At 64.3% G+C, this 22106-nt stretch carries 22 protein-coding genes; 9 read left to right on the forward strand and 13 right to left on the reverse strand.

All coding sequences use genetic code 11. The features are described from left to right. Positions 1–16 precede the first annotated feature (16 nt). Genes IVA78_RS33920 through lptF form a run of 3 tightly spaced genes read right to left on the reverse strand, consistent with a single transcriptional unit; the run spans position 17 to position 4766 of the window. Positions 17–2503 carry an LPS-assembly protein LptD gene (locus IVA78_RS33920; protein ID WP_247281601.1) on the reverse strand — a complete coding sequence of 829 codons (2487 nt, stop codon included), beginning with the start codon at positions 2501–2503 and terminating at the stop codon, positions 17–19. Then, positions 2503–3600, reverse strand: a complete 1098-nt coding sequence (lptG, locus tag IVA78_RS33925; protein WP_247281600.1) for an LPS export ABC transporter permease LptG — start codon at positions 3598–3600, stop codon at positions 2503–2505. Before lptG ends, IVA78_RS33920 begins: the two co-directional genes overlap by 1 nt. After that, positions 3597–4766 carry an LPS export ABC transporter permease LptF gene (gene lptF / locus IVA78_RS33930; protein ID WP_247281599.1) on the reverse strand — a complete coding sequence of 390 codons (1170 nt, stop codon included), beginning with the start codon at positions 4764–4766 and terminating at the stop codon, positions 3597–3599. The genes lptG and lptF overlap by 4 nt, the downstream gene beginning before the upstream one ends. A gap of 338 nt (positions 4767–5104) precedes the next feature. Here lptF and IVA78_RS33935 point away from each other — a divergent pair, with 338 nt between their 5' ends. The 3 genes from IVA78_RS33935 to IVA78_RS33945 all read left to right on the forward strand — a co-directional run bounded on the left by IVA78_RS33935 (position 5105) and on the right by IVA78_RS33945 (position 7710). Then, positions 5105–6604 carry a leucyl aminopeptidase gene (locus tag IVA78_RS33935; RefSeq protein WP_247469472.1) on the forward strand — a complete coding sequence of 500 codons (1500 nt, stop codon included), beginning with the start codon at positions 5105–5107 and terminating at the stop codon, positions 6602–6604. Further along, on the forward strand, positions 6601–7053 hold the full coding sequence (locus IVA78_RS33940; RefSeq protein WP_247281597.1) for a DNA polymerase III subunit chi: 453 nt from the start codon (positions 6601–6603) through the stop codon (positions 7051–7053). Before IVA78_RS33935 ends, IVA78_RS33940 begins: the two co-directional genes overlap by 4 nt. 156 nt (positions 7054–7209) lie before the next feature. Further along, complete coding sequence (locus IVA78_RS33945; protein ID WP_247281687.1) at positions 7210–7710, forward strand: hypothetical protein; 501 nt, start codon at positions 7210–7212, stop codon at positions 7708–7710. Between the two features lie 236 nt (positions 7711–7946). Here IVA78_RS33945 and IVA78_RS33950 read toward each other — a convergent pair whose 3' ends face one another. After that, complete coding sequence (locus IVA78_RS33950) at positions 7947–8315, reverse strand: antibiotic biosynthesis monooxygenase family protein (RefSeq protein ID WP_247281596.1); 369 nt, start codon at positions 8313–8315, stop codon at positions 7947–7949. Positions 8316–8412: 97 nt separating this feature from the next. Here IVA78_RS33950 and IVA78_RS33955 point away from each other — a divergent pair, with 97 nt between their 5' ends. Together IVA78_RS33955 and IVA78_RS33960 are read left to right on the forward strand one after the other, a co-directional pair. Next, positions 8413–8883 carry a MarR family winged helix-turn-helix transcriptional regulator gene (locus tag IVA78_RS33955; RefSeq protein ID WP_247281686.1) on the forward strand — a complete coding sequence of 157 codons (471 nt, stop codon included), beginning with the start codon at positions 8413–8415 and terminating at the stop codon, positions 8881–8883. A gap of 134 nt (positions 8884–9017) precedes the next feature. Further along, positions 9018–9983: a tripartite tricarboxylate transporter substrate-binding protein gene (locus IVA78_RS33960; RefSeq protein WP_247281595.1), complete on the forward strand. Its 966-nt coding sequence runs from the start codon at positions 9018–9020 to the stop codon at positions 9981–9983. Positions 9984–10130: 147 nt separating this feature from the next. Here the strand turns inward: IVA78_RS33960 and IVA78_RS33965 are convergent, their stop codons facing one another. From IVA78_RS33965 to IVA78_RS33975, 3 genes are all read right to left on the reverse strand, one after another. Continuing rightward, a complete protein-coding gene (locus IVA78_RS33965; protein WP_247281594.1) occupies positions 10131–11990 on the reverse strand; it encodes an ABC-F family ATP-binding cassette domain-containing protein in 1860 nt (619 codons plus the stop codon). A gap of 108 nt (positions 11991–12098) precedes the next feature. Next, entirely contained in the window at positions 12099–12272 is a 174-nt protein-coding gene (locus IVA78_RS33970; RefSeq protein ID WP_247281593.1) for a hypothetical protein, read from the reverse strand. Positions 12273–12505: 233 nt separating this feature from the next. Further along, positions 12506–12775 carry a sulfur globule protein precursor gene (locus IVA78_RS33975; protein WP_247281592.1) on the reverse strand — a complete coding sequence of 90 codons (270 nt, stop codon included), beginning with the start codon at positions 12773–12775 and terminating at the stop codon, positions 12506–12508. Between the two features lie 313 nt (positions 12776–13088). On the opposite strand from IVA78_RS33975, the gene ndk reads away from it, so the two are divergent. Next, positions 13089–13511 (forward strand): nucleoside-diphosphate kinase, encoded by a 423-nt coding sequence (ndk, locus tag IVA78_RS33980; RefSeq protein WP_035715388.1) that lies wholly within the window; start codon positions 13089–13091, stop codon positions 13509–13511. Positions 13512–13555: 44 nt separating this feature from the next. Continuing rightward, positions 13556–14416 carry a TerC family protein gene (locus tag IVA78_RS33985; protein WP_247281591.1) on the forward strand — a complete coding sequence of 287 codons (861 nt, stop codon included), beginning with the start codon at positions 13556–13558 and terminating at the stop codon, positions 14414–14416. 3 nt (positions 14417–14419) lie between these two features. Here the strand turns inward: IVA78_RS33985 and ppx are convergent, their stop codons facing one another. The 4 genes from ppx to IVA78_RS34005 all read right to left on the reverse strand — a co-directional run bounded on the left by ppx (position 14420) and on the right by IVA78_RS34005 (position 19575). Beyond that, on the reverse strand, positions 14420–15922 hold the full coding sequence (ppx, locus tag IVA78_RS33990) for an exopolyphosphatase (RefSeq protein ID WP_247281590.1): 1503 nt from the start codon (positions 15920–15922) through the stop codon (positions 14420–14422). Positions 15923–15937: 15 nt separating this feature from the next. Then, complete coding sequence (locus IVA78_RS33995) at positions 15938–18130, reverse strand: RNA degradosome polyphosphate kinase (RefSeq protein WP_247281685.1); 2193 nt, start codon at positions 18128–18130, stop codon at positions 15938–15940. Positions 18131–18269: 139 nt separating this feature from the next. Further along, positions 18270–18947, reverse strand: a complete 678-nt coding sequence (locus IVA78_RS34000) for a DnaA/Hda family protein (protein WP_247281589.1) — start codon at positions 18945–18947, stop codon at positions 18270–18272. An 85-nt stretch (positions 18948–19032) separates the two neighbouring features. After that, entirely contained in the window at positions 19033–19575 is a 543-nt protein-coding gene (locus IVA78_RS34005; RefSeq protein WP_247281588.1) for a CDP-alcohol phosphatidyltransferase family protein, read from the reverse strand. 154 nt (positions 19576–19729) lie between these two features. Between IVA78_RS34005 and purM the strand changes: the two genes are divergently transcribed. Beyond that, complete coding sequence (purM, locus tag IVA78_RS34010; protein WP_247281587.1) at positions 19730–20803, forward strand: phosphoribosylformylglycinamidine cyclo-ligase; 1074 nt, start codon at positions 19730–19732, stop codon at positions 20801–20803. Beyond that, positions 20803–21456, forward strand: a complete 654-nt coding sequence (gene purN / locus IVA78_RS34015) for a phosphoribosylglycinamide formyltransferase (RefSeq protein ID WP_247281586.1) — start codon at positions 20803–20805, stop codon at positions 21454–21456. The genes purM and purN overlap by 1 nt, the downstream gene beginning before the upstream one ends. Before the next feature lie 44 nt (positions 21457–21500). Here purN and IVA78_RS34020 read toward each other — a convergent pair whose 3' ends face one another. Both IVA78_RS34020 and IVA78_RS34025 read right to left on the reverse strand, forming a co-directional pair. Next, positions 21501–21812 carry a DUF6678 family protein gene (locus IVA78_RS34020; RefSeq protein ID WP_247281585.1) on the reverse strand — a complete coding sequence of 104 codons (312 nt, stop codon included), beginning with the start codon at positions 21810–21812 and terminating at the stop codon, positions 21501–21503. A 71-nt stretch (positions 21813–21883) separates the two neighbouring features. Next, positions 21884–22090 carry a cold-shock protein gene (locus IVA78_RS34025; protein ID WP_008551638.1) on the reverse strand — a complete coding sequence of 69 codons (207 nt, stop codon included), beginning with the start codon at positions 22088–22090 and terminating at the stop codon, positions 21884–21886. Positions 22091–22106: the final 16 nt, after the last annotated feature.

Genomic DNA, 22106 nt, shown 5'->3' on the forward strand with positions numbered 1-22106 from the left:
CGGCACTTCAAACCGCTCACTGGAGGCCCGAGGAACCGCTGGTCGTCGAAGAGGTCGCCAGCGTGCGCAGGCCGATCTGGAACATGAACGCGTGGCTCAGAACGGGCGGTGCGGATCCCGCGGAATAGCTATAGGAAGTTACATAGTTCGCCGCCAGCACGAAGCAATCGTCGACATAGCCGGCCCCGAGCACATACTGATTGATCTTGTTGGCCTCGAGATCCCAGCGGGCCGAGCCCGACACCACCCAGTTGGCGGCGACCTTCAGCGAGCCTGTCGTCAGGATGCCCTCACGGCGGGTCAGGTAGCCGAGTTCCGGCTGCGCTGCGTAATTGCCGTACAGCATGCTGACTGACCAGCGATTGAAATTGGCGCGGCCTTCCGCCTCGAAACGCTGGACGTTCCAGGTCTGCTCGTCCATGCGGGAGCGGACGCTGAACGTATACGTGCTGTTGGGTGAGTAGCTGGCGCTCGTGACGTAATCGGAGCGCGGCTTGTCGAGGCCGGAATTGAGACCGGTATTGAGGGTGTCCTGGACCGTAAAGGAGTTCAGGCCGAACAGGTGGTAGGACTGGCCGAACAGCACCTTGACGGCACCGCCCTTGTCGAACTGCGTGGTGGATTGCACGCCGACATTGGCGCGGCCACCGCCCTCGACGCGATCGTAGCCGGAGAACTTGTCGACGCTGAACAGGTTCGAGGCGTCGAACACCATGCTCTGGGCGTCCTCGTTCGGGAGCTTGCCGGCATAGGTCTCGTTCGGCCGGATGATGATCTGTGCGATCGGCTCGATAGTGGTCGAGCCCCAGGGCTGAATGTTGATGAAGGGGTAGCGGTATTCCAGGCCCACGGTCGGCATCAGGCGGAACGCCTGGGTGTCGCCGACGGGCAGGTAGTTCGACACGCCCGGCTGGTTGGAGACCGAGGAATTGATCGCATCTGCGCGCAGGCTGGCGAACGGCGTCCAGATCTGGCCGAACGGATCGGTGAAGGACTTGCGCCACTGCGCTTCAGCGGTGAGGCGGGTGTAGGTGCCGGGGAAGCCGCGCAGGAGGCACTGCGAGGGCGTACGGGCCAACGGATCGGCCGATGCCGTCGTGCACAGGCTGCTGGTATTGGCGACCGTCGTGATCGGATCGAACACCGCTCCGTCACGCGACAGGTTCACGAAATTGGTCTTGTAGCTGAACTCGCCGCCGAAAACGGGATAGTTGAGCACGTTCGAATAGTCGATCACCGGATAGACGATCGGCACCTGGCTCTGGTTACCCGAATAGCTCAGCCAGTACATCGTGCGCGCATCGAAGAAGCTGCGATTGCCGACGCCGGTCAGATAGAGCTGCGACAGCGCTTCCGTCGGCAGCAGCAGGAACGAGCCGAGCGGGTCGCGGTATTGATAGAGCCGGTAGTCCGAGAAGAAATAATAGTCGGACATCAGGACGCCGTCCCAACCCCAGACCCATTTGTCGTTCAGCGCGAACTGGCCCTTGGTGTCGACCGCGCCGCGGAACTGACGGTCGCCGGGCTGCCCGGCGAACGCTCCGGGATCGAGCTGGTCGATGCCATAAGCGCGGATCTGGTAGGCGCCGTCGATCAGGCGCTGCCGGAATTCGCCCTGCAGCATCACGCCCTGCCGCGTCATGAAGCGGGGGGTGATAGTTGCGTCCATGTCGGGCGCGATCGCCCAATAATAGGGAATTTCGGCGCCGAAGCCGGTGTTCGTCGTGCCCGGGAAATAGCCCGGCATCAGGAAACCGGACTTGCGCTTCACCGTCGGGTCGGGCGTCGAGAAATAGGGCATGTAGGCGAGCGGCACGCCGAAGAATTCGAGCTGTGCCGTCTCGAAATACAGCATCTTCTCCTGCTGGTCGTGGATGATGCGCGCGCCCTTCACCTGCCACAGCGGCGGCTTCTTCGGATCGTCCTTACACGGTGCGCAGGCGGTGTAGACGCCGTTCTCGAACACCGTGTAATTGCCGCTGGAGCGGTCAGCGCGGCTCGCGGCCATGCGGGTCTGGTCGGCGGTATCCACGCGCAGCGAATCGACGAAACCGTCGCGGTAATCGTCGGAGAGATCCATGATCTCGGCATAGGTGATCTTGCCGTCGGCATCCGTCATGCGGATGTTGCCTTCGGCATGGAGCCGCTTGGTCTTCTGGTCGTAAATGACCCTATCGGCCTCGACGCTGGTGCCGTTGTAGAACAGCTGGACGTTACCGACCGCGGAGACGCGCGAATTGTTGTAGTCGTAGTCGACCTCGGTCGCCTGCACCAGCATCTGGTTGTCGTTGGGGCCCCTCTGCGGCTTCGGACGCGGTGGCAACGGATTATAGGTGTACTGGGCGGAGGCGGGCATCACTGCAGCAAGGTCGATCACCGCGCCGAGCGAAGCGGCAGCGGCGACTGCGAGCAGAAGCCTGCGAACGGACCAGCCGCGCCCGTTCGCGCGCACCAATGTGCGCCGCGTCGAACGAGACACGAGCCCTCGGTGGACGGCAGTCACTATCCGTCCTCCTGATAGAGCAAGGCCAAAAAGCCGGTGAGGCCGCCCACCACAACGGGCAACCACGCCGCAGCGATCGGATGCATCAACTCAGCCTTGCTCAAATCCTCAGTTACTTTCGACAGGACGTAGAGCAGAAAGCCTGCGCCCACGCCACTCAAAACCATCTTCTGCACGCCGCCCATCCGGAAGAAGCGCAACGACACGGAGGCCGCCAGCATCACCATGGCCGCCAGCAAAAACGGCTGTGCCAGAAGCTTCTGATACTGGAGTCGGTATCCTGCTGTCGCGAAGCCCGAGCTTTCGGAGGAGCGGATGTAGCTCGGTAGTTGCCAAAAGGACACAGTCTCTGGTGTGGAAAAGCTGTTGCGGACCTGCGCCTCGGTCAATGTCGTCGGGATCTCGAGGCGGGCCTGGTCGACTGGCGGGGAGTCCAGCGAGAAGCGGCGGACGCCCTTGAACAGCCAACGGCCAGCCTCCAGCGTCGCCTCGCGCGCTTCGATCCGTTCCTTGAAGTGCTGCTCCGTATCAAACCGGAACAGCGTGAGGCCGGTGAGCCGGACGCCCTGCTGCTCGCTGCGCGCCGCATTGATAATGGTCTGGCCGTCGCTGGTCACCTGATTGAGCCAGAAGCCGGACGCATCCTGGATGCCGCCGCCGGGCGCCGAGCCGAACAGCTCCGCCTCCATGCGCTTGGAGAGTTCGCGCAAGTTGGCCGACATCGGATTGTAGGCGACGGTGGCGATCACCCCGATCAGGAGCGCGCTGCCGAGCGCCGGCGAGATGAACTGCCAGGCGGAAATGCCGGCAGCGCGCGCGACCACGAGCTCGAGCCGGCGGGAGAGCGCGAGATAGCAGGTCATCGCGCCGATCAGCATGCAGAACGGCGTCAGCTTCTCCAGGAGCTGCGGCACCCGGAACAGCGAGGTCTCGGCCACCATGATCGCCGAGGCGGATGCAAGGCCGGAGGTCTTGCGCACCATCTCAATGTAGTCGACCAGCACCAGCAGCAGGAAGATGCTGGCGAACACGCCGAGCGCGGCGACCACGAAGCGGCCGGCGAAATAGCGCCCGAGCGTGTTGGTGAGCATGCTCATGCGATGGCCGGCCGTCTGAACAGCCGCGCGATCCGTGCGTTCGATCTGTTGATGGCCTCCATGAGGCGCGGAGGCGGCTCGACCACCACGCCGCCGATGATCATCCAGAGCCCGACGCCGATGGCGCCCATGACCATCGCGTATTGCACCAGCACCGCCCCCGGCGATTTCACCGCCATCACCGAGCAGGCGAAGCCGGCCATGCGCAGGCCGAACACCGCGAGGATCGAGGAGCCGATCGAGAAATTGCGGCTTTGGCGGGTGGTGCGAGGCGCACCCAGGAATGCAAAGGTCAGCACAGCAAAGGCGAAGGGATAGATCGGCGCCAGGATGCTGTCGTGCAGGGCCGAACGGAACTGGCCGGGAATCTGCTTGTAGACCGGATCGTCCTCGGACGGCGAGAACAGCTCCCAGAGATAGCGTTCGCGGATGCCGAGGGTGACGTCGCGGCCCTGGCCCGAGAATTTGGACATGTCGAAGCCATAGCGGCCGAACGCCACCAGCGCCGGGTCGCGCTTGCCGGCTTCGAAGCGCTGGAGATTGCCCGTCTCTAGCACCAGGAACGATCCGGTCTCGTTCTTCACCACCTCGCCGTGCTCGGCGACGATCGAGACGCGCTCGTTCGGATCGCGGCGATCGTCGATGAAGATGCCGGCGAGGATGCCGCCGGGCTGGCGCTCGCGGATCCGGATCGTCAGATTCTTGTCGAGCTGGGCGAAGCGGCCGGGTTGGAGAATGTTGGTGAGCACGTCGGCGGTGATCTCGGCGTCCCATTGCTTGATCCGCCGCATTCCGTCGGGAGCGAGATAGGCCGCGATGAAGGCGACCAGCAGCGCCACCACACAGGTGGCGTAGAAGAACGGATAGAACAGGCGGAACGGCGAGAAGCCCGCCGCATTCATCACGATGATCTCGGAATCGGTCGCCAGCTTGTTCAGCGTGTGCGAGATCGCGATCATCAACGCGATCGGCGAGATGATCAGGACCAGGGCCGGGATGACGAGGCTGGTGATGCCGAGGAAGGTGAGGATGGTCTGACCCTGGCTCGTCATCAGGTCAATGCCGCGCAACGCCTGCGTAATCCAGATCACGCCGGTGAGGCTGACCAGGACCAGCGCAAACGACGCGAGCGTCGTGCGGAAGATATACTTATCAATCGACCCCATGCGCTACCGCACGAATCCCACCAAGGCCCCAATGCTGGCTGGAATCCGGCTGCCCGACCCAATCCCGAAACGGGATCCCCAAGGGACGGCCAGCCATCGGTTCCGCCAGCTTACTCTCTCACTAGCATCCCTTTGATCCGTCAACAAAATGGCTGCCCCGTGGCACCCTCAATATATGGTTAATATTTCGCTCGTTGTGGCCTGAGGGCCACGGCGGCGCTTGGCATCTGGCGGGCTGCTGGCCCATAGTACGAAAACCTCAGTGAATCGCCGTTCAGCTCCGGCCCCTGGCCGGGATCGCGGGACGGCGAAAAGCCCCACATTTTGGAGGAGTTACCATGTCCGATGCCATCAAGGTCGGCTTTGTCCCGCTGTCTGCCGCCCCCCGTGGCATCCTGGTTGTGTTCTGCGACGATGGCCTGAAGCTCGGCCCCGCGACGGCAAAGGCGCTCGGCAGCGCCGCTGACCTCGTGAAGCGGGCGGCCTCCGCGGCCGCCTTCAAGGGGAAGAGCGGGGCCGCGCTGGACATCCTGGCACCTGAGGGGGTGAAGGCCACCCGCCTGATCGTGATCGGCGCGGGCAAGGCGGCCAGCCTGAAGGCGAACGATTTCCTCAAATTCGGCGGCGTGGCGGCAAGCAAGCTTCCGGCCGGGACCGCGGCCATGACGATCCTGGCGGAGCTGCCCGATGGCGCCATGACCAGCGACCAGGCGGTCGCGGTCGCCTCGGGCCTTCGCTTACGCGCCTACAAGTTCGACCGCTACAAGACCAAGAAGAAGGAGGGCGAGGAGGGCGGCTCGCGCGCCGACATCTCGCTTGCGGTCGGCGATGCCACTGCTGCGAAGAAGGCGTTCGCCGCGGCTGGCCACGTCGTCGATGGCGTGATCATCGCGCGCGATCTCGTCAACGAGCCGCCGAACGTGCTTTTCCCCGAGGAATTCGCGCGCCGCGCCGGCCAGCTCCGCAAGCTTGGCGTCAAGGTCGAGGTGCTCGACGTCAAGGCGATGCAGAAGCTCGGGATGGGCGCGCTGCTCGGCGTCGGCCAGGGCTCGACGCGGCCCAGCCGCACCGTGATCATGCGCTGGGACGGGGCCAAGAAGGGCGAGGCGCCCGTCGCGTTCGTCGGCAAGGGCGTCTGCTTCGACACCGGCGGCATCTCGATCAAGCCGGCCGGCAGCATGGAGGACATGAAGGGCGACATGGGGGGAGCTGCCTGTGTCGTCGGCCTGATGCATGCGCTCGCGGCGCGTAAGGCCCAGGTCAACGTGGTCGGCGCCATCGGTCTCGTCGAGAACATGCCCGACGGCAATGCGCAGCGGCCGGGCGACATCGTCACCTCGATGTCGGGCCAGACCATCGAGATCATCAACACCGATGCCGAAGGCCGCCTCGTGCTCGCCGACGTGCTCTGGTACGTTGCGAAGAAGGTGAAGCCCAAATTAATGGTGGACCTGGCGACGCTGACCGGTGCCATCATGGTCGCGCTCGGCACCGAGCATGCCGGCATGTTCTCCAACAATGACGAGCTCGCCGACCGGCTGATCGCGGCCGGCCTCGAGAGCGGGGAAAAGGTCTGGCGCATGCCGCTCGGTCCCGAATACGACAAGCTGATCGATTCCCAGTTCGCCGACATGAAGAACACCGGCGGCCGTCACGGCGGCTCGATCACCGCGGCGCAGTTCCTGCAGCGCTTCGTCGACGATGTGCCCTGGGCGCATCTCGACATTGCCGGCACCGCCATGGGCGCGCCGAAGACCGACATCAACCAGAGCTGGGGAAGCGGCTATGGCGTCCGTCTGCTGGATCGTCTGGTCGCAGATCATTACGAGCGCAAATGACCGAAGTGCTGTTCTATCATCTGCAAAACATGACGGTGGAGAACGTGTTGCCGCCGCTTCTGGAGAAATCCCTCGAGCGCGGCTGGCGCGTCGTGGTGCAGTCGACGTCGGAGGAGCGCGCCGATGCGCTGGACGCGCATTTGTGGACCTATCGCGACGATTCCTTCCTGCCGCACGCGACATGGCGCGTGAACGATGCCGTCGACCAGCCGATCGTGCTGGCGATCGAGGCGGACAATCCGAACGGCGCCAATGTCCGCTTCCTGGTCGACAACGCCGCGCTGCCGCAGGACGCGGAGGGCTACGAGCGCATGGTGTTGTTGTTCAACGGGGACGATCCGGACGCGCTTGCGCTCGCCCGCAGTGCCTGGGCCGATTGCAAGGCGCGTGGATTTGATGTCACCTATTGGCAGGCCGACGAGCGGGGCCGGTGGCAGAAGCGGAATTAGAGACTGCTCGCAATTAATGATAATTTGCACTTTACGAACGATGCTGGCTTCGGTCACCTTCGTGCCGCAAAGGGATGTTGGGACAATCGTTTAGGGCTGGTCCTTCACGCGGGGAATTAGTTTATCGTGCGACATCAAAAGCTTCCCGGCTCGCTCATGATTGCGTTAGCTGCCGTAGCACCGCTGGTCGCGGGCTGCTCTGGCGGGACTGATCTGTTGTCGAAGGACGCAGAATGGTTCCAGAAGCCCGGCCGTCTCTTCATCAAGAACATCTCGATCGAATCGCCGCCACTCACGCCTGATAAACCGGTGGGAGCCGAGGATCTCGTCAGTGCCGACGGTGGCTGTCCCGGCATGGCGCCGCCTCCCGGGCCGGCAGACGCCAATGCATCGAGCACGGCGCCCGCGCCGCTGGGCGGCACGGTCGCGCTTGGCCATACCGAATGCGACGTGGTGCGCGGCATCGGGGCGCCTTCGTCGGTCAACCTCTCCAATGACGCCATCGGCCGCCGCGTTGCCGTGGTGACTTGGACGACCGGTCCGCGAGCGGGGATCTATACGTTCACCGCCGGACGCTTGTCCTCGATCGAGGGCAATCCCGAGCCGCAGCCGGCGCCGAAGGCGACCAAGCCGAAGCCGAAGAAGAAGTCGGCATAAGCGCGGCCGCGTGACATGACTTGTTTCCCAGAGAGCCGACGCTTGCGGTCGCCATTGTTCTCTGTGTCTAAGCGGTTCAATCTCAACGCTCCGATGAACGCGGCAGGAAGCCGTTGAATTCGGAGTCCCATTGCTGGCTCTTTGCCATCCGTCTCGGCTGAACACATGCGCCGAAGAAGTTGGTCGCCTTTTCGGTTCTGATTGCTGGCTCCCTCCGTGAATGCTCGCGGGGCGGATTACGCCGTGCAGACGCCTGCCACCGCGACCTTCTGGAACAGATGCGGAGAAGCGACTGCGGACGCGGGATAGGCCGCGATCTTTGATCTGAATTCGGTGTGCGTGAACGCAGCCCTGAAGTGGGCAGTCGATTCCCAGACAGCATAGTTCAGATAGGTCGGACTCTCGCCGATCGCGCGATGAAGCTGAGTGGCAATGAAGCCGGGCTGCCGCTTCATGAAGACCGCATCGTCCTGCCAGACCTCGAGGAAGGTTTGCTCATCGGCCTTGTCGAGGGTGAAGACATTCACCAGGACGACGGGGCCGGCGTCAATGCCGAGTTGACGGTCGATCGGAAAGGAAGGGTCCAGCGGGCGTAGCAGCGACATGAAGGCCTCCGGTAACTTGGTTATATGATGTCAGTGTGGTACTATGGATACGATGTCAAATCGACATTATGATGTCAATACGGTCTATGGTGACGATATGTTGAAGTCGCAGCGAACGTCGGCCGGCGATGCCCTGACCAAGCTCATGCTTGACTTGTTCCGGCTGAACAGCCTGCTCTTGACCGCGGGTGACCGTCTGGTGGCCCGGCTCGGACTTACGAGCGCCCGTTGGCAGATACTGGGCGCCATTGTGCAGGCGGAGCGTCCCCAACCGGTGGCTTGGCTCGCCCGCGATCTGGGCGCCAACCGCCAAAATGTGCAGCGGATCGTCAACGACCTGCACGCGGACGGCCTTGTCGCCTTCGAGGCCAACCCGCATCACCGCCGAGCGCAGCTTGTTGTCCTCACTGACAAGGGACGGCGCGCTTTCGATGCCGCGATGGCTTTGCAGGCGCCGTGGGTCAACAGCCTTTCGGAAGGGCTTGCGGTGAAGGACCTGCAAACCGTCCATCGCATCGTCGCGGCACTACGCAAGAAGCTCGAGAGCGAGACCGAGGAGCAGACGTAACGCTCGGCGAGCGGGGCACGCGCGTCCGCGGTGCGTCATCATCGTGATCGCGACATGGCTGTTGAACCTGCTTTCCTGATGGTCTTGCCGCCACGAATACGCTCATATGGAGCTACAAGAATTTGGAGGAGACTATGCGGTTCATCGCCTTCATATCGGCTCTGCTTCTGCCGCTCGGCGCGGCGGTCGCCCAGGACTATCCGGCGAGGCCCATCACCATCCTGGTGCCCTTCGCCGCCGGCGGACCGACCGACACCATCGCGCGCCTGACCGCGGCAGGCATGGCGAAATCCCTGGGACAGCAGGTCATCGTCGAGAACGCGACCGGCGCCGGCGGCACCATCGGCACGACCCGCGCCGCGCGCGCGCAGCCGGACGGGTATACGCTCTTGATCCATCACGTCGGCATCTCGACCGCCGCGACGCTCTACCGCAATTTGAGCTACGACACGAAGACGGCTTTTGCGCCGATCGGACTTGTGACCAACGCGCCGATGACCATCATTGCGCGTCCGGATTTCCCGGCCGACACGCTCAAGGACCTGGTCGCCTATGCCCAGCAGCAGGGCGACAAATTGACCTACGCCAATGCCGGGCTCGGCGCGGCGTCGCATCTCTGCGGCATGCTGTTCATGACGGCGATCCAGAAGCAGCTCACCACGGTGCCCTACAAGGGCAACGGCCCCATCATGAACGACCTGCTCGGCAGGCAGATCGATCTCACCTGCGACCAGGCGACGAACACCACCGGACCGATCACGGCCAAGCAGGTCAAGGCCTATGCGATCACCACCAAGGAGCGGCTGAGGAGCCTGCCCGATCTGCCGACGGCCGACGAGGCCGGCCTCAAAGGTTTCGAGCTCGGCGTCTGGCACGGCATCTATGCCCCCAAGGGCACGCCGCCGGCGATCGTTCAAAAGCTGACGGCTGCGCTCCAGACGGCGCTCAAGGATCCGACGCTGATAGCCCGGTTCAACGACATCAACACCGAGCCTGTCCCGCAGGACAAGGCGACGCCCGAGGCGTTGGGTGCGATGCTGACGAGCGAGATCGACCGCTGGGCGCCGATCATCAAGGCAGCCGGCCAATACGCCGACTGAGTCATCCCAGTATAATGGTGCCGACATCGCCGCCGGGCGGCGCCGACCGCGCCGTAAAAGAACATTCAGTGCAATGGCTCATTTCCGGGTATTAACATACCGGTACTGTGCATGGGGTTGTTTTCACGATTTTGATGAGGCGGGACGTTATCCCGCCGCCTCATCGTATTGCGTGCTCGCCTCGAGCCATTGCTCCTCCGCGCGCGCCAATGCGTCGGCCGCGTTCGCGCGGGCCTTCGACAGTTGCGCAGCCTGCTTGGGGTCGCGGGTGAAGATGTCGGGCAGCGCCAGCGCCGTGTCGATCTTGCTGATGATCTCGCTCACGCGGGCGATCTCGGCTTCGGCTTCCGCGATGCGCTTCTTCAGCGAGCCGCGATTGTCCGACCTCACGCGCTGCGGCTTCTCGCTCGCGACGCTGCGCTCGCGCGGCGCTTCGGCGTTGCGCGCGGACAGCACCAGGCGGCGGTACTCGTCGAGGTCGCCGTCGTAATTGGTCACGGTGCGGTTGGCGACGATCCAGAGCCGCTCGGCGCAGGCCTCGATCAGGTAGCGGTCGTGCGAAACCATGATCACTGCGCCGGGAAACTCGTTGATCGCCTCCGCGAGCGCGGCGCGGCTGTCGATGTCGAGATGATTGGTCGGCTCGTCCAAAATGATCATGTTGGGGCCGAAGAAGGTCGCTAGCCCCAGCAGCAGCCGTGCCTTCTCGCCGCCCGACAGTTTTCCGACTATGGTGTCGGCGGCCTTGCCGGAAAAGCCGATCGCACCGGCGCGGGCGCGCACCTTCGCTTCCGGCGCATCGCCCATCAGCTTGCGCACATGGTCGTAGGCGGAGGCGTCCTCGTTCAGCTCATCGAGCTGGTGCTGGGCGAAATAGGCGATCGACAGCTTGTCCGCGCGGGTCACTCTGCCAGAGAACGGAGCGAGCCGTCCGGCGAGCAGCTTGACCAGCGTCGACTTGCCATTGCCGTTGGCTCCGAGCAGCGCGATGCGGTCGTCATTGTCGATGCGTAAGGTGACGCGGCTCAGCACAGGCGTTTCCGGATCGTAGCCGACCGAGACGTTGTCGACGGCGATGATCGGCGGGGACAGGATCTTCTCCGGCGCCGGAAAGCTGATCTCGCGCACGTCCTCGGTGACCAGCGCCGTGATCGGCTTCAGCCGCTCCAGCATCTTGACGCGGGACTGCGCCTGCCGCGCCTTGGAGGCCTTGGCCTTGAAGCGGTCGACGAAGGCTTGCAACCGTGCGCGTTCGGCTTCCTGGCGCTTGACCTGCTTGGCATCGAGCAATTCGCGCGCGGCGCGCTGCTCCTCGAAGGAGGAATAGGTGCCCTTGTAGAGCGTGAGCTTGCCGCGCTCCAGATGCAGGATCTGGTCGACCGAGCTGTCCAGGAGGTCGCGGTCGTGGCTGATCACGATCACCGTGCGCGGATAATGCGCGAGGTGATCCTCCAGCCACAGCGTGCCTTCGAGATCGAGATAGTTGGTGGGCTCGTCGAGCAGCAACAGGTCGGGCGCCGCGAACAGCGTCGCGGCGAGCGCGACGCGCATGCGCCAGCCGCCGGAGAACTCGGCGCAGGGGCGGAGCTGATCGGCGGCGGAGAAGCCGAGGCCGGAGAGGATCGCGGCCGCACGGCTCGGCGCCGAATGCGCGTCGATGTCGACGAGGCGGGTCTGGATCTCGGCGATCCGGTGCGGATCGGTCGCGCGCTCGGCCTCGGCGAGCAGCGCGTCGCGTTCGAGATCGGCCCTGAGCACGACAGAGATCAGGCTCTCGGGGCCGTTCGGCGCCTCCTGCGCCAGGCTGCCGACGCGCCAGCGCGGCGGCAGCGTCACCGAGCCGTGCTCGGCCGCGACTTCGCCGCGGATCACCTTGAACAGGGTCGACTTGCCGGTGCCGTTGCGCCCGACCAGGCCGACGCGGGACCCGGGCGTGATCTGCACGGAACTCTGGTCAATCAGAAGGCGTCCGGCGAGGCGGACGGAGAGATCGGTGATGGACAGCATCCGGCCTTGTCACCGCAGGGCGCGTCGAACGCAACCCGTTTTTCCAAGCTTGTCGTTCAGCGTGACCCTTCGGAAAACCGCTTCACACCTTTCCCGATCATGCTCCCATCAGTGCGATTCGCGCTCGCGCTGCCTCAATTCGTTGAGCAACTTCTCGAGGTGCGTCGGGAGGCGGGGATCGGGGCGCAGACTCTGCTGAAGCCGTTCGCCCACGGCATCGCGAATCGAGCGGCTGGTGCGCCGGTCGATCTGTTCGCTGTCATTGGCAAAAAGGCCAGCCATCGCGCGGTTCCGTGTTCTCAGAGGTAAGGACACGGTACCAAGTCATTGCGCCCAAAATGGTTTCGCTGCTTGCGGGGAATCCCCGGGATTCTCGTAAAAATTGTATTATGCCAGCCATGTCCGCCCAAATAAAAGGCCCCGGCGCGGACGCCGGGGCCTCTCCTGAAGGGTTACCTTGGGGGCATAGGTAACCCCTTTGTTCAGGAAGGTGCTTGCGGAAGGTGCTGTCGGGCTCAGTAGCAGCGGTTGATCAGCCGCCAGCGGGGTCCCCAGGGGGTCGGGACCAGCCGGCGCACGTAGCAGCCGCCATAACCGTAGGAGACGGGACCGCCGACATAGAAACGCGGTCCGCCCCAGCCGCGGTGCCAGCCGCCGCCGTGCCAGCCTCCGCCGTGCCAGCCGCCATGCCAGCCGCCATGCCAGTGGGCGGAAGCGGAGGTCGGCGCCAGCGCGGCACCAAGCGCGACCGCGGCAACGGCGGCAAGCGAAAGTTTCCTCAACATGGTGATCTCCTCAACAATTGCCGGCGCGGGGCTATCGCGCCGATGGAAAGGCCGCCGAAACGCTCTGCCTCATGGTCAGGCTTCGGTTTCGATAGCCCCGACCTTACGCCCGCGAAGCTGAACCGAACCCTGATGCGGGTTTCAGATTCGGTTCATCTGAGTGAAATCGGTGTAATCCATGTTGAATCGCGGGCTGCGAGGCCTGCGGCGAAGCGCCTATGCGGCTGTTTCGGCGGTCGCTTGCCGTCCGGCAATGGCGCCGATATAAGCCCCGCAACTGCGAACCCCCGCATTCTCCCCGAGGACAAGATTTATGGCCATCGAACGCACTTTCTCGATCATCAAGCCCGACGCGACCGAGCGTAACCTGACCGGCGCAGTCAACGCCGTGATCGAGAAGGCGGGCCTGCGCATCGTCGCACAGAAGCGTATCCGCATGACCAAGGAGCAGGCCGAAACCTTCTATGCCGTGCACAAGGCGCGGCCGTTCTTCGGCGAACTCGTTGACTTCATGACTTCGGGGCCGGTCGTGGTGCAGGTGCTGGAAGGCGAGGGCGCGATCGCCAAATACCGCGAGGTGATGGGCGCGACCGATCCGGCCAAGGCTGCCGAGGGCACCGTCCGCAAGCTCTACGCCAAGTCGATTGGCGAGAATTCGGTGCACGGCTCGGATGCGCCGGAGACGGCCGCGATCGAGATCGCGCAGTTCTTCTCTGGCAACGAGATCGTCGGCTGATCTATCAGCCGATAGGTTAGGTACGACGGGCGAAAGGACTCATTGTGGACTGGCTCTGGCAGATCTTCGATCCCGCTACGATCGGGGCATTCTTCACCCAGTTCCGCAACGAAATGGCTGCGCCGACCTTCTGGATCGCGGTTGGCAAGATCATCTGGATCAATATCCTGCTCTCCGGCGACAACGCGCTGGTGATCGCGCTCGCTTGCCGCGGCCTCAGCCCGCGGCATCGGCTGTGGGGGATGATCTTCGGTGCCGGCGCGGCGGTGATACTGCGGATCATCTTCACCGGCATCGTCGCGACGCTGATGGAGCTGCCGTATCTCAAGCTCGTCGGCGGCCTTGCGCTGATCGTAATCGCGGCAAAGCTCTTGGTGCCGGAAAACGAGGACGAGGATGACGTCGAGTCGGCCTCGCATCTGTTGCAGGCCATTCAGATCGTCGTGGTCGCCGACATCGTCATGAGCCTGGACAACGTCATTGCGGTCGCTGCCGCAGCCAACGGCAGCGTGCCGCTGCTGATCCTCGGCCTCGCCATCAGCGTGCCGCTGATCGTCGCAGGTGCCGCGCTGATCATGGCGCTGCTCGCAAAGCTGCCGGTTCTGGTCTGGGCTGGTGCTGCGCTGCTCGGCTGGATCTCGGGAGAAGTGATCGCGACCGATCCCGGCGTCGCGCCGAAGCTGCACACGCTGTTCGACGGCCCGCTCGGCGCCTCGCTGGACAGCATGCTCGGCGCACTTCGCATCCCGCCGCAATTCACCCATGGCGGCGGAGGCGGCGAATATCTTTGCGCGCTTCTCGGCGTCGTCGTCGTGCTGGTCGTCGGCACCATCTGGCGTCGGCGTAGCCTGGGCGCGGCCGCGCTCGAATCCTCGGAGCGCCACGCCAAGGCCTCGGTCGAATAGTTTTTAACGGCGGACGATCGAGCCGGCGCGGCCAATCAGGCGGGCGAGCTGGCGGAAGCGGCTGCCGACGCGGTCGGCGACGAGATCGCCGAGGCGGTGTTCGAACACCAGCATCAGCTTGCGGCTCTGGCTGCGGAAATGCGTGGCGGGTAGCACGCCCGGCCGCGCCGCCGAAATCAAGTGCGCGACGCGGAACGCTGCTCCCAGGAGGCGGGCGCGCTCGAGCTGCGCCGGCGTCAGCAGGCCCTGCATGTTAGCCGGCGGCTGGTTTTCCTCGCTCAGGCCCGCATAGCGATAGAACACCGACAAGCCGACGAAGGCGCGCTCGGTATGGGTGATCGCGCCGAAATTGCCATTGACGACGAGGCTTAGCGTCTGCTCGCCGCGATGATCGGGGTGCACGCGCCAGCCGATGTCGGAGAGCAGGCACGCGGTGTGGCGCAGGCGGCGGTCCTCTTCGGTCTCGCGCAGCTTCACGACGCGCGCAAGGCGGTCGGTCCAGGCGATCAGCTCGCGGGCATGCTTCGCCGAGCGCGACAGCAGCTGGTTGAGCTCCTCTGCTGCGCAGATCAGCCCGTCCTTGTTGCGTTCGGAGTCCGAGAGCTTCTCGTGCAACAAACCCTCGCGCACACCGAAGGTCGAGAACACGATGGTTTTCGGCTTCGCCACGCGGATGATGTGCTCGAGCACCAGGGCGGCATAGGTGAGGAGCGGGCGGCGTGCATCAGCGACGATCTCGATATCGGCCAGCATGTCGGCGGCCGCAAGCCGGCGCAAACGCCGCGAGAAGTCGAGCGCCTCGGCCGCCGAAATCGAATAGCCGTGCATCACCTGGAGCGGATAGCCGCTCTGGATGATGTGGATACGCGCGAGCGCACGCCAGGTGCCGCCGACCGCGTAAAAAGTGCGGCCGCGGCCCGCGGCGAGCTGCGGCACCTCGTCGAGCGCCTCGCGCACGATACGGTCGGCGCGCTTGAGCGATTTGTGTGCGAGGTCCTGGAGCGCGAGGCCACCGAGCGGCAGCGTCACGCCGCTGCGCACGCTGTTCCTGCGCACGTCGATCAGCTCGAGCGAGCCGCCGCCGAGATCGCCGACGATGCCGTCGGGATGATGGATGCCGGAGATCACGCCGAGGGCCGACAGCCGCGCTTCGCGCGGGCCCGACAGGATCTCGATCTTCACGGCGCAGATGCGCTCGGCCTTCGCGATGAAGTCGGGACCATTGGAGGCGTCGCGGCAGGCGGCAGTCGCAATTGCGAACACGCGTCCGACCTGCATCACGCGGCACAGGGCGCGGAACCGCTTCAGCGAGGTCAGCGCCTTGTCGACGGCGTCGGGCGCGAGCAGGCCCGTGCTCTGCACTTCGCGCCCGAGGCCGCACAGCGTCTTCTCGTTGAAGATCGGAATGAGGCTGCGCGCCAGCGCCTCGTAGACGACGAGGCGGACCGAGTTCGAACCGATGTCGATGACCGCGACGCTCGAGCCGCGCTTGCGCGGCTGCTTCACGTTGAGAATCCGGGATCAGGATTGATGACGTTCATTACGCCGCGTGAGACGGCGCGGCGAGGATTCCTTGAGCGACTTTCCACGGCCAGACAGACTCGGATTCGTCATGAAGTAGTTGTGGACGTTGAAAGGCTCCTCGCCCTTCGCGGCTTTCATACGCGTTGAGGACCCGTCCGGCAACAATTGCCAGCTCTGCTCATTGTCCTTCAGGTTCGCGACCATGATCTGTTCGAGAACCTGCTGATGCACCGTGGGATTTTGCAGCGGACACAGCACCTCGACGCGGCGGTCGAGGTTGCGCGGCATCATATCGGCCGAGGAGATATACACAGCCGCTTTTGCGCTCGGCAGGCCTTGGCCCATGCCGAAGCAGTAGATTCGGCCGTGTTCCAGGAAACGTCCGATGATCGACTTGACACGGATGTTCTCCGACAGACCGGGGATCCCGGGCCTGAGACAGCAGATGCCGCGCACCACGAGCTCGACCTGGACGCCGGCCTGCGAGGCCTCATAGAGCGCGTCGATGATGTCGGGGTCGACCAGCGCGTTCATCTTCATCCAGACCGCGCCGTGCCGGCCGTGCCGTGCATGCGCGGTCTCGCCCTGGATGTGCTCGATGATGCGCTTGCGCAAGGTCAATGGCGACACCGCCATCTTCTCCAGATCGCTCGGCGCGGCATAGCCGGTGATGAAATTGAACACGCGAGCCGCGTCGCGGCCGATGGTCGGGTCCGACGTGAAGTAGGAGAGGTCGGTGTAGATGCGCGCGGTCACCGAGTGATAATTGCCGGTGCCGGTATGCACGTAAGTCGTGAGGCTGCCGCCCTCGCGGCGCACCACCATCGAGAGCTTTGCGTGCGTCTTCAGTTCGAGAAAGCCGTAGACGACCTGCACGCCGGCGCGCTCGAGGTCGCGCGCCCAGCGGATGTTGGCCTCTTCGTCGAAGCGCGCCTTCAGCTCGATCAGCGCCGTGACCGACTTGCCGGCCTCGGCGGCTTCGGCGAGCGCACGCACGATCGGCGAGTTGTTGGAGGTGCGGTAGAGCGTCTGCTTGATCGCGACTACATCTGGGTCGCGCGCGGCCTGCTGCAGAAACTGCACCACCACGTCGAAGGATTCGTAGGGGTGATGGACGATGAGATCCTTCTGCCGGATCGCAGCGAAGACGTCGCCGGCATGCTCGCGCACGCGCTCGGGATGGCGAGGCACGTAAGGGGTGAATTCGAGGTCGGGACGGTCGAGACGAGTGAGCTGCGAAAGCTCGTTCATGGCGAGCACGCCGTCGACGAGAAACACCTCGTCGTCAGCCGTCGACAGCGCATGCTGCACGAAGCTGCGCAGCTGCTCCGGCATCTTGGCGTCGATCTCGAGCCGGATCACCGACCCGCGGCGGCGCCGCTTCAGCGCGGTCTCGAACAGGCGAACGAGGTCTTCGGCCTCTTCCTCGATTTCGAGCTCGGAGTCGCGGATGATGCGGAAAGCGCCCTGGCCATGCAGATTATAGCCGGGGAAGAGACGGTTGATGAACAGGGCGGTTGCCTGCTCCAGCGAAATCAGCCGGACGGCCTTGCCTTCGGCCGGCAGGCGGATGAAGCGGTCGATCTTGCCGGGCATGCGGATCAGGGCGTTCATCTGCTTGCCGTCGGCAGCGCGCGTGAGCTGGAGCGCGATGGTGAAGCCGAGGCTAGGAATGAACGGGAAGGGGTGGGCCGGATCGATTGCGAGGGGAGTCAGCAGCGGGAACACGTTATTGAGGAAGTAGTCCTCGATCCAGGTCCGTTCCGGCTTGGTGACGTCCTTGCCGTCGACCAGGACGATGCCGACCTCGGCGAGCGTGCCGCGCAGGTCGCGCCAGATCGCCTGCTGGTCGGAGGCAAGTTGGGAGACGGTACGATTGATCAAGGCAAGCTGCTCCGACGGGGTCAGGCCGTCCGGGCTGCGCTCGGCAATGCCCTCGCGCACCTGGGCCTTGATGCCGGCGACGCGGACCATGAAGAACTCGTCGAGATTGTTTGCCGAGATCGACAGGAATCGCACCCGCTCCAGCATGGGATGGCTGGGATTGACCGATTCTTCCAGGACACGGCGGTTGAAATGCAGCCAGGACAGCTCGCGGTTGATGAACCGTTCGGGGCTCGAAGCGATCGCCGGCAGGCTCTCCGTTTCCGGGGCTTTTTCTTTGATTTCAACAGCTTGCGCAGAGTCCATGAGAAGTCGATCCATCCAGTTCACCCCAATTGCGACTTACGCGCAAAATCGGTGGGAGCATGTGTTAGAGCGATGACGTTTCGATGACATTGATGTTCCGCCGCTCCGCCGCGTCAAGCGGCTGGTGCCAGCGAACTGGTCAGACGTCCCGAAGCAGCTCGGCCGCCAGCGCCCGGGTGACGGGGCGGCCAAGCCGCAGGGCCTCGCTGTCGAGCAATTCTACCGCCTGCCGGGCGGCGGCCGAGGATCGCTCCAGCCGGGTAGCGAGGTAGCTGACGATGTTCTCATCCACCGTGAGCTGGCGGTCAGCGCAGAATTTGACGATCAGGCCGCGGAAAAGCTGGTCGTCCGGCGACAGCAACGCGACCACCGGCACGGCGCGCAGACGCGAGCGCAGGTCGCGAAGCTCGATCTCGAGCGATGCGGGTAGCTCGCGCCCGGTGAAGAGGACGTAGGCGCCATCCTCGCGGGCGAGGTTCATCAGGTGGAAGAGGGCGCGCTCGTCAAACTCTTTCGCCTTGAGATCTTCGACGACCAGCGCTCCGGTCGCGAGCGCGCCCGGGACCGCGGCGGCGGCCAGCGCATTGGCCGTGGTCGAGCGGGCGCCTGATACCTCGGCCCAGATCGCGGCGAGATGGCTCTTGCCACTGCCTTCGGGGCCGGTCAGCCACATGATCCGGTTCGGCCATTCCGGCCAGGCGTCGATCAGGCCGAGACCGGCCGCGTTGGCGGGGCCCTCGAGGAAATTGTCCCGGCTGAGGCTTTCCGCATGCGGAAGCGAAAACGCCAATTGTCGGGGATGAACGCGGCCTGCCACGCTTGCCTTGCTCCATGCCGGCGTCCCGGCCTCGTTTGGATTCGACTTTCGAGCGGGAGTTGGCCTTTTGCGGGGCCACATCCACTCATTTGGCCTCGATCGTGCTCATGTGCCGCAGCCACTCGACGAGATAGAGCGACACCGAGGAGAGCGTGAACACCGTGACGAGGCCCATCAGGATCGTATCATAGGGTGCCGGCTTGAAGCCGAAGGCAAGCGCCGCCAGCACCAGCGCCGCGAATGCCACTTGTGCCACAGTATTGAGCTTGGACACCTTTGATGGCTTCATCTCGACCGGCCGGTCGAACAGCCAGGATACGATCACGGCGGCGACGATCATGATGTCGCGCGAGACCACCAGGATGACGATCCAGCGCGGAATCGCCCCCCAGATGCCGAGCGCCATGTAGATCGAGACCAGCAGCGCCTTGTCCGCGAGCGGATCGAGCAGGGCGCCGAGCTCACTCGCCATGTTGAACCGCTTAGCCAGGAAGCCGTCCACGGCGTCGCTGATACCGGCGATCAGGAAGACCGCGAACGCCACCTCCATTTGGCTCGACACGATGGCCCAGACGATGATCGGGACCAGCATGATGCGGCCCAGGGTAATGATATTCGGAATACTCACGCGGCGCTTCCCGGCACCCGGCCTGACTTCGGATCCGGCCCCTAGGGAGGCTGAACCGGTTGATATCTACATACTATAAGGCGGGGCGCCACGCTTGCCATTGCGTGTCCCCGGAATTCGACGTAACCAGCCGCAAACCCACTGGAAATCGGGCATGACCGACCGCAAAAACGGCCTCACTTACGCCGATTCAGGCGTCGATATCGACGCGGGCAACCGCCTCGTCGACCTGATCAAGCCGATGGTGCGCGCCACCGCGCGGCCCGGCGCCGACGCCGAGATCGGCGGTTTCGGCGGCCTGTTCGACCTCAAGGCGGCCGGTTTCAAGGACCCCGTCCTGGTCGCCGCCACCGATGGCGTCGGCACCAAGGTCAAGATCGCGATCGAGACCGGCCTGCATGGCGGCATCGGGATCGATCTTGTCGCGATGAGCGTCAACGACCTCGTGGTCCAGGGCGCCGAGCCGCTGTTCTTCCTGGACTATTTCGCCTGCGGCAAGCTCGATCCGGAGGCCACCGCCGCGATCGTCGCGGGTGTTGCGGAGGGCTGCCGGGAATCCGGCTGCGCCTTGATCGGCGGCGAAACGGCCGAGATGCCCGGCCTCTACAAAGACGGCGATTACGACCTCGGCGGATTTGCAGTCGGCGCCGCCGAACGCGGTACGCTGCTGCCGCGCCCGGACATCGCGGCGGGCGACGCCGTGATCGGGCTCGCGTCGTCGGGTGTGCATTCCAACGGCTTCTCGCTGGTGCGCAAGATCGTGGAACAATCCGGTCTCGGCTTTCAGGCGCAGGCGCCGTTCGCGCCGGTCATGACGCTCGGCGGCGCGCTGCTGACGCCAACGCGGCTCTACGTCAAATCCTGCTTGCGTGCGATCCGCGAGACCGGCGCGGTGAAGGGGCTGGCCCACATCACCGGCGGCGGTTTCACCGACAACATTCCGCGCGTGCTGCCGAAGAACCTCGGCGTCGGCATTGACCTCGCACGCCTGCCGGTGCTGCCGGTGTTCAAATGGCTGGCCGCGCAGGCTGGCATCGCCGAACTCGAAATGCTGCGCACCTTCAATTGCGGTATCGGCATGATTGCGATCGTCGAGCCTGACAAGGTCGAGCAGGTGGTTGAGGTCTTCACCGATGGCGGCGAGACCGTGGCGCAGCTCGGCACCGTGATTCCCGCCGAGGGCGAGCACCGCGTCGTCTATAACGGCCATCTCGACCTGGCGCTGTGATGAAGCGCCGCGTCGCCATCCTGATCTCCGGCCGGGGCTCCAACATGGCCGCGCTGATCAAGGCAGCAAGCTCGGCGGATTTTCCGGCGGAGATTTCGCTGGTGATCTCGAACAAGACCGGTGCGCCGGGGCTGGAACGGGCCAGGGCGAGCGGCGTGACGACCGAGGTGATCGAGAGCAAGCCGTTCGGCAAGGATCGCGCCGGCTTCGAGAAAGTATTGCAAGCCGCGCTCGACCGGCACGGCATCGAGCTGATTTGCCTGGGCGGCTTCATGCGCCTGTTCACGGCGGATTTCACCAAGGCCTGGTACGGGCGGATGCTCAACATCCATCCGTCGCTGCTGCCGTCCTTCCCCGGTCTCGATCCGCACGGCCAGGCCCTGCGTGCCGGCGTCAAGCTATCCGGTGCGACGGTGCACTTTGTCATTCCAGAGACCGACGCAGGCCCGATCGTGATGCAGGGCGCCGTCCCCGTCAGCGATCACGACACGGTGGATACGCTGTCCGAGCGTATCCTCGAAGTCGAGCACCGCATTTATCCCGAGGCGCTGCGGCTGCTCGCGACCGGCAAGGTCCGGATCGAGGGTGATGTGTGCAGGACGGTGGGCAGCGCGGCGTCGGAGAATTTTCTGATTGCGCCCGTGGTGGGCTGAGCCGGGCACCTCGGGCTCACTCGATGTAGCCTGCTGCCTCGCCGTTACGAACATATCCGTAGATCCTGACCGGCCGTCGTCTGCTCTCCGGCAAACCGCATGCGGCGCAGGATTGCGCGGACAAGTTCACGTTGGTGCGCGGTCTCGGTGGATAGTTCAGCCCATTCCATCCAATCCCATCCAACGCTCATCCAGTGATAGAACCATTCGCCATCCCACTGGCTCAGATTTCCCGTTTCCAGGTTCTTGCAGCGAAATCGAGGTTGATCGGAGGGGGCAAGGGCGAGCATCGCCTCCCGCAACTCGCGCCATTTTGTATCATTCGCGGCCGAATAATAGTCGGACTGCTGAGCCATATGGCTGCCAAACAAAATCCCCCGGCAGAGCCGGGGGCAACGTCATGATCTCTCGCGTGTCGTGAGAGGCATCAGGAGACCTTGAGGTTCTCCGCGGATGATTTGCCGCGGTTCTCCACGAGGTCGTATTCAACCACCTGGTTCTCGTTGAGGGTCGAGAGTCCGGCGCGCTCGACGGCGGAGATGTGGACGAACACGTCCTTGTCGCCGCCGTTCGGCTTGATGAACCCATAGCCCTTGGTCGGGTTGAACCATTTGACGGTGCCCTTTTGTGGCATCGCTAGTCTCCTCCAC

Source organism: Bradyrhizobium sp. 137, assembly GCF_023074095.1.
Lineage (GTDB): Bacteria > Pseudomonadota > Alphaproteobacteria > Rhizobiales > Xanthobacteraceae > Bradyrhizobium.